This window comes from Fodinicurvata sediminis DSM 21159, assembly GCF_000420625.1.
GTDB lineage: Bacteria > Pseudomonadota > Alphaproteobacteria > Kiloniellales > DSM-21159 > Fodinicurvata > Fodinicurvata sediminis.
Genome location: NZ_ATVH01000020.1, coordinates 128,644 through 141,297 on the forward strand (window position 1 = coordinate 128,644; position 12,654 = coordinate 141,297).

General features: G+C 63.9%; 13 protein-coding genes. 8 read left to right on the forward strand and 5 right to left on the reverse strand.

All coding sequences use genetic code 11. The features are described 5' to 3' along the window. Positions 1-185 precede the first annotated feature (185 nt). From G502_RS0117675 to G502_RS0117690, 4 genes are all read left to right on the forward strand, one after another. Positions 186-611: a hypothetical protein gene (locus G502_RS0117675; protein ID WP_022730015.1), complete on the forward strand. Its 426-nt coding sequence runs from the start codon at positions 186-188 to the stop codon at positions 609-611. Between the two features lie 655 nt (positions 612-1,266). After that, entirely contained in the window at positions 1,267-1,779 is a 513-nt protein-coding gene (locus G502_RS0117680; RefSeq protein ID WP_022730016.1) for a DUF6790 family protein, read from the forward strand. A gap of 247 nt (positions 1,780-2,026) precedes the next feature. Continuing rightward, on the forward strand, positions 2,027-2,410 hold the full coding sequence (locus G502_RS0117685; protein ID WP_022730017.1) for a hypothetical protein: 384 nt from the start codon (positions 2,027-2,029) through the stop codon (positions 2,408-2,410). 408 nt (positions 2,411-2,818) lie between these two features. Next, a complete protein-coding gene (locus tag G502_RS0117690) occupies positions 2,819-3,094 on the forward strand; it encodes a cupin domain-containing protein (protein WP_022730018.1) in 276 nt (91 codons plus the stop codon). A 234-nt stretch (positions 3,095-3,328) separates the two neighbouring features. Here the strand turns inward: G502_RS0117690 and G502_RS0117695 are convergent, their stop codons facing one another. Together G502_RS0117695 and G502_RS0117700 are read right to left on the reverse strand one after the other, a co-directional pair. Next, the gene (locus tag G502_RS0117695; protein WP_022730019.1) at positions 3,329-3,655 is read right to left on the reverse strand and encodes a YnfA family protein; all 327 of its coding nucleotides are present in this window, start codon (positions 3,653-3,655) and stop codon (positions 3,329-3,331) included. A gap of 16 nt (positions 3,656-3,671) precedes the next feature. Further along, entirely contained in the window at positions 3,672-4,682 is a 1,011-nt protein-coding gene (locus G502_RS0117700; protein ID WP_022730020.1) for an LLM class flavin-dependent oxidoreductase, read from the reverse strand. A 359-nt stretch (positions 4,683-5,041) separates the two neighbouring features. Between G502_RS0117700 and G502_RS0117705 the strand changes: the two genes are divergently transcribed. Beyond that, on the forward strand, positions 5,042-5,443 hold the full coding sequence (locus G502_RS0117705) for a hypothetical protein (protein ID WP_022730021.1): 402 nt from the start codon (positions 5,042-5,044) through the stop codon (positions 5,441-5,443). 6 nt (positions 5,444-5,449) lie between these two features. Here the strand turns inward: G502_RS0117705 and G502_RS21125 are convergent, their stop codons facing one another. Both G502_RS21125 and G502_RS0117715 read right to left on the reverse strand, forming a co-directional pair. Then, positions 5,450-6,571 carry an ABC transporter substrate-binding protein gene (locus G502_RS21125; protein WP_022730022.1) on the reverse strand — a complete coding sequence of 374 codons (1,122 nt, stop codon included), beginning with the start codon at positions 6,569-6,571 and terminating at the stop codon, positions 5,450-5,452. Continuing rightward, positions 6,558-8,273, reverse strand: coding sequence for a chloride channel protein (locus G502_RS0117715; protein WP_022730023.1), 1,716 nt, complete (start codon positions 8,271-8,273; stop codon positions 6,558-6,560). The genes G502_RS21125 and G502_RS0117715 overlap by 14 nt, the downstream gene beginning before the upstream one ends. Before the next feature lie 350 nt (positions 8,274-8,623). Between G502_RS0117715 and G502_RS0117720 the strand changes: the two genes are divergently transcribed. Next, positions 8,624-10,222: a FumA C-terminus/TtdB family hydratase beta subunit gene (locus G502_RS0117720; RefSeq protein WP_022730024.1), complete on the forward strand. Its 1,599-nt coding sequence runs from the start codon at positions 8,624-8,626 to the stop codon at positions 10,220-10,222. A 67-nt stretch (positions 10,223-10,289) separates the two neighbouring features. After that, positions 10,290-10,844 (forward strand): hypothetical protein, encoded by a 555-nt coding sequence (locus G502_RS0117725; protein WP_022730025.1) that lies wholly within the window; start codon positions 10,290-10,292, stop codon positions 10,842-10,844. A 46-nt stretch (positions 10,845-10,890) separates the two neighbouring features. On the opposite strand, the gene G502_RS0117730 is transcribed toward G502_RS0117725, so the two are convergent. Continuing rightward, a complete protein-coding gene (locus G502_RS0117730; RefSeq protein ID WP_022730026.1) occupies positions 10,891-11,871 on the reverse strand; it encodes a DMT family transporter in 981 nt (326 codons plus the stop codon). A 245-nt stretch (positions 11,872-12,116) separates the two neighbouring features. Between G502_RS0117730 and G502_RS0117735 the strand changes: the two genes are divergently transcribed. Continuing rightward, complete coding sequence (locus G502_RS0117735) at positions 12,117-12,650, forward strand: GNAT family N-acetyltransferase (RefSeq protein ID WP_022730027.1); 534 nt, start codon at positions 12,117-12,119, stop codon at positions 12,648-12,650. Positions 12,651-12,654: the final 4 nt, after the last annotated feature.

Below are 12,654 nucleotides of genomic sequence, written 5' to 3' on the forward strand. Positions count from 1 at the left end.
GGAAATTTCGTTTTTTATCAATCAATTAAGAGCTCCCTCCTGACGCAGGCCAGGGCGACTAACATTATTTTCATCACCCTCTTACAAACCGCTCAGGACCTACACACATCAAATCATCCGCGCATGAGCCGGGGGTTGCATGAGCATCCTGCGGTTTCGCTGCGCCTTGCCTCCTGGAGGTAAAAATGAACGCCATTCTTGGCGTCGGCATGCTGGCCGCGACCGCCCTGTTGTTTGCCTTGGCCTATGGCCAGTTTCGCCGCCCGAATCCCGGGGCCTGGACCCAGAGCGATCTTGGAGGGCTCGCCGTTATTCTGCCGCTTGTCGTTTTGTTCATGTTCGGTGTGTTCCACCTGGCCGTCTTCCTGTTCAATCTCGAGTCCGAAACCCGCTGGCTGGAGATCGCCGCCGTTGCGGGCGTTTCCCTGCTGGTGTGCTGGTTGGCCGTTCCGCGCCTGATGGCGCCGGCTTTGAGGGCGGCTAGATCGCCCTCCGCGCTGGGCTCGGCTTCCGCAGACAGACTGCCCGCGCCTGCCAATGATCCGCGCCCGGCCGCGCCGGCCAGAGCGAAGCGCGCGACCGGCAGGTCCGGCAAGCGCCGCGCGGCCTGATCCACTTGAGGCGAGATCCGGGGCTTGCTTGCGGTTCCATTCCAGGCCCCGGATAAAAAGGAAGCCGTCCGGCGGGGCCGGGCGGCTTCAGGTCCCTCCTTGCACAGGGCAGGGCAGGAGGAGGGAGGAGGTACCTTGTGCGAGAAACTGTCTCGGGGCAGGTCGCAGCCAGACTGTGTCGGCGCGAGAATGCGGCTGGTTCGGGGAACGCTCCCTCTGCTTGTCTTCTTGAAACCTTCTTGTCTTCCATCCTGTCGGCGCCGCCCATGGGGGCAGGCTGTAACAGATGAAGTATTTCTCCCGATGGTCCGTGCCAAGTAGACAAGTGTGACATTCTTTTGGCGTGTGTAGGGCTTCTGGTGTGACGGGCTCCCAGACTGTCGAGGGGCCAAACTGTCGAGGGTCCAGGGGGCAGCGGGTTCGTCGATACCCCATATTCTTCAATGGGCTCCGGAAAGGCTGCTTCGAGGCACGCCTTGGGGGCGTGCGCCTCGGAATGGGGGATTTGTCTCTTTATCGATAAGTTAAATTCCTCCTCTTGTTGACTCACAAGGCGTCCGTGCCGCCTGGAGTGTCGTGGCAAGGGCGCAACCGCTGGCGCCTGTAATGAAGGCGATGTAGTCTTCCAGCTGTCTTCAACTTGGGGGTGCGAGATATGGAAGCCGCAATCAAGTTCATCCTGTCCAATTTCACGCTGAGCTTCTTCGTGCTTGGCCTGATCGTCGCGGTTGTGGCGCTGCTGCGCATGAAAAAGCCGCCGACGCAAGAGGATGTGGCTGAGAAGCTGCTGGCCTGGTTCCTGTTCTTCTCCATCGGCGTCAGCTTCCTCTACAACTTCGTCATGCATGTCTTCTTCGGCGCGATGGCGGCCGCCTTCATCGGCTGGGCGGACAGTCCGTTCCAGGCCGAGGTGGGCTTTGCCAGCCTGGGCTTCGCGGTGGTTGGCTTCCTGGCCTTTCGCGGCAGCTTCGGCCTGCGCCTGGCGGCCGTGGTGGGGCCAGCCTGCTTCCTGTGGGGCGCGGCCGGCGGCCATGTCTATCAGATGGTGACGGCGGGCAACTTCGCGCCGGGCAATGCCGGGGTGATCTTCTATTCCGACATCCTGATCCCGCTGATCGGCTTTGGCCTGCTGTGGTGGCGCTGCCGGGCGGGGCGGAGCATCTGCTGACCGTTACGGTTGAAGCGGTCAACAGCAACAGGGCTCAGTCATTTTTCTTGGATACAATTAAATAAATATAGAATATACAAAATATCACAAAGTCATCACATTCTCGTGATTGGATATCGATCCATGATAACGAAATATGGATGCGACGTGATTGGACTGTAGTGCGCGAATTACATAAATTTTGTCTTAAGGAGACGGCATCGACAGAGATGTCGTCAAGATCTGAAAAGACGAAAGGAGATCCATCATGTTCAAGCAAAGCGCAACAGTCATCGGTTTCAGCCTGGCCACTCTTCTGGCCCTGCCGGCCCTGGCACAGACCAATCCCAGCATCGAAGGCTATGCGGGCGGCCACGTGCAGGCCCAGACGGCCTTCCAGAGCGTGGACAGCCCGGCCGGTGGCGAGGCCTCCTACACGGCCGGCCGGCTGGCCGCCAATCCGGGCCTGGAAGGCTACAGCGGCAACGCCACGCTGAACGCCAATGCCCGCTATGAAACCCAGGCCGCGCCGCGTGCGCAGTACGCGTCCAACCCCAGTGGCATCAAGAATGACGGCTCTGTTGCGATCCTGAAGGAAAACGGGGACGATTTCGCCTGGATCGAGCAGCGGGTCCGTTACAGCGGGCGTTGAGCCCTGCCCAACCCAACTCTTCAAGACCTGCATCCTCCCTCCTGCCCCCAACTGCCGCGTCGGGTCTCCGGATCTGGCGCGGCTTTTTTAGCGCCGCTCCTCACTGGTGCCGCGGTTCTCATTAAGCCAGGTTCATCACAGGGTGATTTAAAGGACCCAGCGGATGCTAGCGTCGTTGTCACTTTGGAATCAGGCCGCCCCGGAGAAGTAGGTCCAGGTTCCAAAGTCGAATGGGAGGCGGGGCTGACGGATCTTGAGAAACGGGATACCGGGAATAGCTTTGAGGAGGTGCCTACGAATTGCCCCTGTTCGAAGGCCGCAAGAAACAAAGACGTACAGCTCTCATCGAAGTCGTGAAGCGGAGAGCCTGTGCAAACGCCCGATCACTTGCAAGATGGTAGACAAATCATGACTGACACATCCGCCTTCGAGAAAAAGGTCTCATCGCAAGGATATGATATCATCGTACGAAGGGATTTGCCGCCCCTGGAGGGGCTGGACGATCATGCGCACGACTACGATGTCTGGGGCCTGATCACCAAGGGTGAATTCAGAATCACCATGAATGGCGAGACCAGATCCTATCGCGAGGGTGACGAATTCCAGCTCGATGCGGCCTGTCCTCATAGCGAGTCTGCCGGCGAGGACGGTGTCTCACTGGTCATCGGGCGGAGAACCCGGTAAGGCCGTTTCGGGATGATGGCTCCGTAATTCGGCAAGCTCGCGTGCAAGCTCATCGCTTCGAGTCAGGATTGAGGCCCAACCAACTTCCCGTTCTTTCAATTGCCGCCTCGGGCTCGTTGGACCGGTGCGGTTTTCCTGTCGGGATCATGTTGGTTGCGCAGGCGGTGCAGCTATTGCTGCCGGCTTGGCGCACAGGTGCAGGCATTTCGGTGGTGGCAGACCCATGAGCCTGGCTCAGGCCTGCCGCGGCCCGAAGAGGATGATCATGGCGCCCAGGATGCAGGTGACTGCCCCGATCACGTCCCATCGGTCGGGCCGGGCCCCCTCGATCGCCCACATCCAGGCCAGCGAAGAGAGGATGTAGATGCCGCCATAGGCCGCATAGGCGCGGCCGGCAAAGTCGACGTCGATGCGGGTGAGGGCCCAGGCGAAGAGCGCCAGGCAGGCCATGCCGGGAAGCAGCCACAGCGCCGACCTGTCCAGGCGCAGCCAGGCCCAGAAGGCGAAGCAGCCGCCGATCTCGGCAAAGGCCGCCAGGACATAGGTCGGAAGGGCCCACACGGAATCTGTTCCGGCTTCAGTCGGCCAGATCCGCCATGACCTGGGCGCCGATCTCGAAGCTGCGCAGCCGGGCGGCGTGGTCATGGATCTGGCCGGTCAGCATCAGCTCGTCGGCGCGGGTGTTCTCAAGGAACTGCCGGATCTGTGCCTTCACGCTGTCCGGGCTGCCCACGGCGGTGCAGGCCAGCGCATGCTCCAGCATCTCGCGCGCCGGGCCCTCTACCTGCTCAAGGAAGCGGGCGTCGGGGGCCGGCAGCGGGCCGGGCCGGCCCGTGCGCAGGGCCACGAAGGCCTGTTGCAGCGAGGTGAAGAGCAGCTCCGCCTCTTCGTCGCTGTCGGCGGCGAAGAGGTTGAGACCCAGCATGACATGGGGCCGGTCCAGCTGGGCCGAGGGCTGGAAGCGGCTGCGGTAGATGTCGATGGCATTCATCATCTCGCCGGGCGCGAAGTGCGAGGCGAAGGCGTAGGGCAGGCCCAGCGCGGCGGCGAGCTGTGCGCCGAACAGGCTGGAGCCCAGGATCCAGATGGGCACGTTCAGCCCGGCACCGGGCACGGCGCGTACCTTCTGCCCCGGTTGGGCCTCGGCGAAATAGGCCTGCAGTTCCTGGACATCCTGCGGGAAGGCGTTGGGGTCGCTGTCCAGGTTGCGGCGCAGGGCGCGGGCCGTGGTCTGGTCAGACCCGGGGGCGCGTCCCAGACCCAGCTCGATGCGGCCGGGATAGAGGGATTCCAGCGTGCCGAACTGTTCAGCGATCACCAGCGGTGCATGGTTGGGCAGCATGATGCCACCGGCCCCCACCCGGATGGTCGAGGTGGCGCCCGCCACATGGCCGATGACCACGGCGGTGGCGGCGCTGGCGATGCCCGGCATGGAATGGTGCTCGGCCAGCCAGTAGCGATTGTAGCCCCAGCCCTCGGCATGCTGGGCCAGGTCGCGCGTGTTGGCAAAGGACTGCGCCGCGTCACCGCCATCGACGATGGGGGCGAGGTCGAGAATGGAATAAGCCGTCATGTTGGTCCACTGCATTGGATGTGGTGACTCTGTTCCCTGCAGTTTGGCATGCCGGGGCGATGAAGCAATGGCTGCCGGTGGAGGGGGTGGGCCGAACGAACCGCCTGTGCCAATCCACTTCGAGGTTCGCTAACGCTCACACCTCAGTGTGAGGAAAATTTTATATTTTATATCAGTGCGATAAAAGAATCCTCATGTTGAGGTGGGCCGCGGCAGCGGCCCCTCGAAACAGGTTGGCAGCGGCGGTGCTGTTGACAGCACTTGAGAGGAAGCCTGTACCCCGTAGGGAGCAGTAGACAGCGGTTGTGGTTGGTGTATAGCAGATCTGTCATGCGGCCCTGCATTACTATGGCCGCCATTCATGGGAGGGGGCGATGCCCTTCATTTCACTGCTTTACTTCCGCACGGCGGCGGTTTTCCTGCTGCTGGGTATAGTCATGGGCCTGCACATGGCGGCGACACATGACCACAGCACGTTGGCCGCGCATGCGCATGTCAACCTGCTGGGCTGGGTGACACCGGCGCTGTTCGGGGCCTATTTCGCCTTCAATCCGGGGCAGGCCGAGCGGCGGCTGGCCAGGCTGCAGTATGGAGTCTATGTGGTCGGGGTCGTTCTGATGTCGCCGATGCTCTACCTGATGCTGCGCGGGCAGGCACAGCTGGAGCCTATGGTGATTGTCAGCTCGCTGCTGGTCTTGGCCGGCGCTATCCTGTTCGCGATTATCGCGTTTACCGGCCCGGTACGGATGGTGGCGCCGCGCGTGGCGGCCGAGTAGGCGTCCTCAGCTTCCGCCCTTGCTGTCTGTGAAGGGGTCACCTTCCGCCAGCCAGTTGTCGAACAGGCGCTGGCGGAAGGCTTCCGTGCGCGCGTACCATTCGCTGTCCTCCCAGATCGCCGTGCCCAGGTGGTGCTCCGCCGTGGGCAGCTGGGATGTGATGGGGGCCAGGGTGCGCTCGTCCAGGCCAAGGCGCCGCATGGCCGAGTGTCGCGAGGGGCCATAGGGAATGTGCCGTACCTGTTCGGCCATGCGCTCGGGCTGGGTGGCGAAGGCGATGAACTGCTCCGCCAGTTCGGGCTGGTCGCTGTTGGCCGGAATGGCCCAGGCGTCGTAGTCCAGGATCTGGTTGTCCCAGATGATCGAGATGGGGCTGCCCTGGGTGCGTTCCTCGAAGAAGCGGCCGTTGAAGCCGCTGGCCATGGCGACCTCGCCCTCGGCCAGCAGGCGCGCGGGCTCGCCCGGATCCTGCCACCAGACGATGTCCTCGCGAATCTCCTGCAGCCGGCGGAAGGCCAGGTCCATGCCGCGCCGGGTGCTGAGCAGGTCGTAGAGCTGCGAGCGGGGCACGCCATAGGACAGCAGGGCCCATTCCAGGATGGCGCCTGGCATCTTGCGGAAGGCCCGCTTGCCCGGAAAGCGCTGGGTGTCGAACAGGTCCTCGATGGTCGTTGGTTTCTCGCCAGGAAAGGCCCGTTCGTCATAGGCGACCACGGTGGAGAAGACCAGTTGCACCACGGCGCAGCGCAGCAGCGCCCCCTCGATGAAGTCCTCGCGCGCCGGCGTGCCGTCGGGGGCAGGCGGCAGGATGTCCGGATCGATGGGGCGCAGCAGCCCCTCGCTGCAGCCACGGCGGGCATTGGCGGAGACCAGGTCGATGACGTCCCATTCGGTATCGCCGTTTTCTAGCTCCCTGCGCAGGCCCTCGAAGTTGCCGTCGTATTCCACCACCTCGACCTCGATACCGGTTTCCTCTTCGAAGGGATCGAAGTAGGCGATGCGCTGGCTTTCCTCGTAAACACCGCCCCAGGAGACCACGGTCAGGGTCTCGTCCTCGGCCGCAGGGCCAGACGCGGGGATGAGAAGCAGGCCCAGAACCAGGGCCGGCAGGGCTTCAGGCCGCTTCATTTTCTTCCCTCCGCAATTCCCGGGAGATGTCCAGGTAGGCGCTGATGACCACGCCTTCCGGCGCCACGCCGATCAGGCGCCCGTCCTGCGCGGAGATCACGGGTGCGGCTTCGCCCAGGAAATCGACCAGGCTGTCCATGGCCGCCCGGATGCTGGTGGTCTCGTCGAAGATCACGGGGCTGCGCACACAGGCCTCGCCCGCCGTGCACTCGGACTCCTGTTCCAGGATGTGCCGCGCCGTGATGGTGCCCAGGTACTGGCCCGCGGCATCGGTGACGAAGAGGGTGTCCCAGCTCTGTTCGCGCAGGCGTGCGCGCAGGCTGCCCAGGCTGTCCTTCCGGTCACAGCGGGGATAGTCCGTGACCATGTAGTCGGTCAGGCAGGTGTGGGACAGGATTGCACCGTCCCGGCCCCGGGCCAGGTCGCAGCCCCGCTTCAGCAGCTGAACGTCGAAGATCGACCGCCCGAACAGGCGGAAGGCGACCAGGTTGGCAAAGACCACCGACACCATGGCCGCGATGGTCAGCGGATAGCTGCGCGTCAGTTCGAAAACGACGATGATGGTGGTCAACGGCGCGCCGATGACGGGGCTGGTCACCGCCATCATGCCGCAGATCGCATAGACGACGATGCCCGAGGTGTGGAAGGGCGCGAACTGCGCGACGATCATGCCGAAGAGCGCGCCGAACAGAATGCCGATGAGCAGTGAGGGGCTGAAGACGCCGCCCGGAAATCCGAAGCCGAGGCAGAGCGCGGTCAGGACGATCTTGGCCGCTACCAGCAGGGCCAGTTCGTAGCCTGCAAAGGCGCCCTCGATCGTGGCGAAGCGCAGGGCCTCGTAGCCGATGCCCATGACCTCGGGCAGCTCCAGGGCCACCAGGCCCACGGCCAGGCCTGCCAGCATGGGCCGGAAGGCGAAGGGCAGGGACATGCGGTCCGAAAGATTCTGGCAGGCCAGGATCAGGCGCATGAAGGCGATGGCGATGAAGGCGCAGAGAATGCCCTCGAGAGCGAAGAAGACGAATTCATAGCTGTGCTTTACGCCCTCGAAGGCAACGGTGAACAGCGGCTCGCGTTCGAACACCACGTTGGCGAAGACATAGCCGGTGGCCGCCGCCACCGTGGTCGGCGCGAAGGCGCGCAGGGAGTAGTGACGCAGGATGACCTCGTGCGCGAAGACCAGCCCGGCGATGGGGGCGTTGAAGGCGGTGGAGATGGCCGCGGCGACGCCGCAGCCGATGGCGACCCCCTGCAGATGGGCGATGCCCAGGTTCAGCCGGGCGCCCAGTGCGCCGATCTGGGCGCCAAGGTAGGCCATGGGACCGTATTGCCCGACCGAGGCGCCGGCGCCCAGCGAGAGCGCGGCCGCCAGGCTGGAGACCATGCCGTCGCGAAAGGAGGGCATAGGGGTGCGTGTCTGGACGGCCAGGATGGCGTCGGGCGGTGTGAAACCGCGTCCCTGAGAGATCAGGCGGGACAGCATCAGCCCCACCACCAGGCCCCCAAGCGTGGGTGCCAGGATGGTCGCCGCCATGACCAGCAGTGGCCGGGTTTCCCAGACGATCCGTGCACGTGGCGCGACCAGCAACACATCGTTCAGCCAGGCCACCAGCTCCACGAAACCGATTGCGGCCAGCGATGCCAAAGTGCCGATCGCGATACTGAGCAGCGCCAGAACCGTGATGCGGTAGAGCGCTTGCATTGCGAACCCCCCGTTCGAACGCCGTGTCCCCTTAGCGAAGGCAGTATGCCGTGTTCAGCGCCAATTGCCCAACATTTCCTTGTGGTTTTCGGTAAGGAGGGTGATCAACAGGTTGCCGCTGTTTCGGGGTTGTTTTGACCGGTTTGGCAGAGATGTTTCGAGGGCCCTTCGGGCTACCTCAACATGAGGATAGTTTTAAGATATTGAATCTGAATAAAAAATAACCTTCACGCTGAGGTGTGCTCCCGCAAGGGAGCGCCTCGAAGCGGCTCGGCACAGGTCTTTATCCTTGGCAGGAACCCAACCTTACCAAGCGTGCCATCCCCAACTGCCGGTGCTAGACTGGGTGCATGAACGATTACAGCCCCTTATTCCAGAAAGGCGCGGATGCGACCGAGTATGTCAGCCTGGGCACCGAGGGCCTTGCGGTGGAAAAGCTCGGATCGCGCACTTTCCTGACCGTGGAGCCGGAAGCGTTGTCGGCGCTGGCCGAGCGGGCCTTTGCCGACCTGGCGCACCGTTTCCGGCCCTCGCACTTGCAGCAGCTGCGATCCATCCTCGAGGATCCCGAGGCTTCGGACAATGATCGGGAGGTGGCGCGCTCGCTGCTGAAGAACGCCGTCATCGCCTCGGCCGGCGTGCTGCCGTCCTGCCAGGACACGGGCACGGCGCTGGTGGTCGGCGAGAAGGGGCAGCAGGTGCTGAGCGAAGGCGACGACGCCGCGGCCTTCAGCGCCGGCATCGCGCGCACCTATGCCGAGCGCAACCTGCGCTTCAGCCAGCTGGCGCCGCTGAGCCTGTTCGAGGAACAGAACACCGGCACCAACCTGCCCGCCCAGATCGACATCGCCGCAGCACCGGGCGACAGCTATGACCTGCTGTTCGTGGCCAAGGGCGGCGGCTCGGCCAACAAGACCTTCCTCTATCAGCAGACCAAGGCGCTGCTGAACCCCGAAAAGCTCCACGCCTTCCTGGAAGAGAAGGTGGCCAGCCTGGGCACCGCGGCCTGTCCGCCCTATCACCTGGCCATCGTCATCGGCGGCCTGTCGGCGGAGCAGACGCTGAAGACCGTGAAGCTGGCCAGCTGCCGCACGCTGGACGGCCTGCCCACCACGGGCGATGCCACGGGCCGCGCCTTCCGCGACCGCGAGCTGGAGGCGCAGGTGCTGGAGATGACGCGCAAGCTGGGCATCGGCGCGCAGTTCGGCGGCAAGTACTTCTGTCACGACGTGCGGGTGATCCGCCTGCCGCGCCATGCCGGCAGCCTGCCGGTGGGCCTGGGCGTCTCCTGCTCGGCCGACCGCCAGGTGAAGGCAAAGATCACGGCCGACGGCATCTTCCTGGAGAAGCTGGAGGCGCATCCCGAGCGCTTCCTGCCCGAACTCTCCGAGGGCGAAGGCACGGCGCCGCTGAGCCTGGACCTGAACCAGCCTATGGAGGCGATCCGCCGGACCCTGTCGGGCCAGCCGGTGGGCACGAAGCTGAGCCTGACGGGCCCGCTGATCGTGGCGCGCGACGTGGTGCATGCCGAGCTGCTGGAACGCCTGCAGGCCGGCGGAGCGCTGCCCGATTATTTCAAGGACCACCCCATCTATTATGCCGGGCCGGCCAAGACGCCGGAGGGCATGGCCTCGGGCTCGTTCGGGCCCACGACCTCGGCGCGCATGGACCCCTATGCCGCGCCCTTCATGGCGGCCGGCGGCTCGCTGGTGACGCTGGGCAAGGGCAACCGCAGCCCGGAGGTGCGCCAGGCCTGTGCCGATCACTGCGGTTTCTATTTGGGCACCGTGGGCGGGGCGGCCGCGGCCATCGCCCAGGACCACATCCGCAAGGTCGAGACCCTGGATTTCGCGGAGTTGGGCATGGAAGCGGTCTGGCGCATCGAGGTTCAGGACATGCCGGCCTTCCTGGTGATCGATGACCAGGGCCAGGACTTCTACGCGCGCTGACCTACCCTTTCCGTTCCCTGCATGATAAGTGCAGGCGTTTGACAACAGGAACAGGAGATTCTTCATCATGACCTTCGTGCTTGGCAGGACCGCCCTTATTCTGGCTACGGGACTGGGGACAGTGCTGCTGGCCTCTACGACGCTGGCCCAGGAAACGGAACCAATGGGCCGTATCCAGGCCACCATCGCCGGCGAAGAGGGGCATTGGGAAACCCTGGCCGTACCGGCGGAGGATGCTGCCACGGCAACCTTCCGCAGCAGCGGGGCGACCACGCACATCGCCATTCAGGGTCATGATCCACAAGCAGATTCCTTGCTGAAGAACGTGCTGAATATCGAGGCGACGGTTGCGGACAATGGTACCAGTGCCGAGGTGATGGATGCCGGCGTCAACCTGTTTCCCGATGGCCTGGACAACCCCTTCTTCGTCAGCGACGCCGAGGCGGGCGCGGCCAACATCAGCTTCGATAGCCTGGAACTGGGCGAGGAGACCGGGCATGCCGAAGGCAGCTTCACGGCCACCATCTGCCGGCGCGAGGGGATCATGGAGGAAGCCGACCCCAACAGCTGCCGTTCGGTCGAGGGGCAGTTCAGCACCGAGCTGCAGCTGCTGAAGGAATAGGCCTGCGGATAAGAATAGGCCCGCGGATAAGAATAGGCAGGGGGGCTCAGCGTGCCTTGGCGGCTTTCTGGATGGCGGCCAGGTAGACGCCGAAGCCCGTGAAGACCACGCCGACACCGTGGTACCAGTGGAGCCGTTCGCCCAGGAACAGGACGGCCATCAGGCTGCCGAAGACCGGAATCAGGTGGATGAACTGGCCGCCCCGGTTGGCGCCGATCAGCTCCACCCCGCGATTGAAGCAGAAATAGGCCAGGACCGAGGCGAAACAGGCCACATAGAGCACGGCGCCGATGGTCGGCAGGTTGGCGCTGGGCTGGCGCCCGTAGGTCAGCTCGAGCAGGAAAACCGGGAACAGCATGGCCACGCCGATGGTGAAGGTCACGGTGATGAAGCTGAGCGGATGAACCTGGGGCCGCTTGCGCAGGAAGACGGCGTAAATGCCATAGCAGCAGAAGGCGATCATCAGGATCATGTCGCCCGGATTGAACTGGATGGACAGCAGCGCCAGGGGGTTGCCCTGGCCGACGATGATGCTGGCGCCCACGATGGACAACCCCACGCCCAGCAGCTGCTTGGGTGTCATGGTCTCGCGGAAGAAGACGAAGGAGAAGACGACGATCAGCACCGGAATGGTCGATTGCAGCAGGGCGCCGTGCAGCGCCAGGGTATGGTTGAGCGCAAAATAGACCAGGGTGTTGAAGGCGGCGATGCCGGTGGCCGAGATCAGCAGGACCACTGGCAGGGAGCGGCGGATGACGGGCCAATCCTGAAGCGTGCGCCGCCAGGTGAACGGCAGGATGATCAGGAGCGCCAGCGACCAGCGCAGGAAGCCCAGGGCAATTGGCGGCACGTCCTCATAGACCGCGCGTCCGATCACCACGTTGCCCGACCAGCAGAGCACGGCGGTGAGCAGCAGCAGATAGGGCATGTTGAACAGGCGGCCGGGCAGGCTGCGACCCTTCGCCCCTGTGGTGTCTTTCGAACTGCTTTGCGGGCCGGTTGGCCGCGGTGAGGACCCCTCGCTCATGCTTCCCCTCGATTGGACAAGCTGTGAAGACCCGTTCCCTCGAGCCCCGCACAGGTTGAAAAGACTGTCCCACCACCGCCTTGTTCACAAGCCGGGAACTCACAAGGAAACTTGTTTCTTTGCCAAACCAGGTCACAGCTGGATGTCGGAAAGGAACGTTTGGTAAATAACCTCCAACGCTAGGATGGGTCGCGTTATGATGGATCGCTCGCTGAAGAGTGTCCGGAGCAAGGGAGTCTCATGTGATGCCATCGCCTTTGGTCGGGAAGACATCCGGGAAGCGTGAAGATGAGGGCGCTCTGGCGTCGGGGAGGGTCCGGCCCTTCCAGGCGGGTGATGGTCCTGCCCTGGCCGCACTCTACCGGGCGTCGGTTCTGGGCCTGGGGCCGCGGCACTACAGCCCGGAGCAGGTGCAGGCCTGGGCCGGGCTCTGTCCCGCGCCGGCGCAGTTCGAGGCCCAGGCAGAGGACGGCCGCTGGCGCTGGCTGGCCGTGGGGCCGGAAGACCAGCCCCTGGCCTTTGCCGACCTGGAGCCCGACGGTCATCTTGCCTTCCTCTATTGCCTGCCGGAATCGGCCGGACAGGGCCTGGCCGTGCAGTTGCATGACCTGATCGAGCGACAGGCCCGCCAAGCCGGCCTGGAACGCCTCTTCGTGGAGGCCAGTGAGGGTGCACGCGGCTTCTTCCTGCGCCAGGGCTATTGCGTGTTGCACCGGCGGGATATCCAGGTTGTGGACCTGTGGCTGCATAATTATGCGATGGAGAAGCAGCTGTGCTGAGGGC

Excerpts from the sequence above, each read along its gene's own strand:
- G502_RS0117680 (WP_022730016.1), top strand. The coding sequence starts at position 1,267 with ATGGAAGCCGCAATCAAGTTCATCCTGTCCAATTTCACGCTGAGCTTC.
- G502_RS0117720 (WP_022730024.1), top strand. The coding sequence starts at position 8,624 with ATGAACGATTACAGCCCCTTATTCCAGAAAGGCGCGGATGCGACCGAG.
- G502_RS0117675 (WP_022730015.1), top strand. The coding sequence starts at position 186 with ATGAACGCCATTCTTGGCGTCGGCATGCTGGCCGCGACCGCCCTGTTG.
- G502_RS0117685 (WP_022730017.1), top strand. The coding sequence starts at position 2,027 with ATGTTCAAGCAAAGCGCAACAGTCATCGGTTTCAGCCTGGCCACTCTT.
- G502_RS0117715 (WP_022730023.1), bottom strand. The coding sequence starts at position 8,273 with ATGCAAGCGCTCTACCGCATCACGGTTCTGGCGCTGCTCAGTATCGCG.
- G502_RS0117730 (WP_022730026.1), bottom strand. The coding sequence starts at position 11,871 with ATGAGCGAGGGGTCCTCACCGCGGCCAACCGGCCCGCAAAGCAGTTCG.
- G502_RS0117725 (WP_022730025.1), top strand. The coding sequence starts at position 10,290 with ATGACCTTCGTGCTTGGCAGGACCGCCCTTATTCTGGCTACGGGACTG.
- G502_RS0117735 (WP_022730027.1), top strand. The coding sequence starts at position 12,117 with ATGCCATCGCCTTTGGTCGGGAAGACATCCGGGAAGCGTGAAGATGAG.
- G502_RS0117705 (WP_022730021.1), top strand. The coding sequence starts at position 5,042 with ATGCCCTTCATTTCACTGCTTTACTTCCGCACGGCGGCGGTTTTCCTG.
- G502_RS0117690 (WP_022730018.1), top strand. The coding sequence starts at position 2,819 with ATGACTGACACATCCGCCTTCGAGAAAAAGGTCTCATCGCAAGGATAT.
- G502_RS21125 (WP_022730022.1), bottom strand. The coding sequence starts at position 6,571 with ATGAAGCGGCCTGAAGCCCTGCCGGCCCTGGTTCTGGGCCTGCTTCTC.
- G502_RS0117700 (WP_022730020.1), bottom strand. The coding sequence starts at position 4,682 with ATGCAGTGGACCAACATGACGGCTTATTCCATTCTCGACCTCGCCCCC.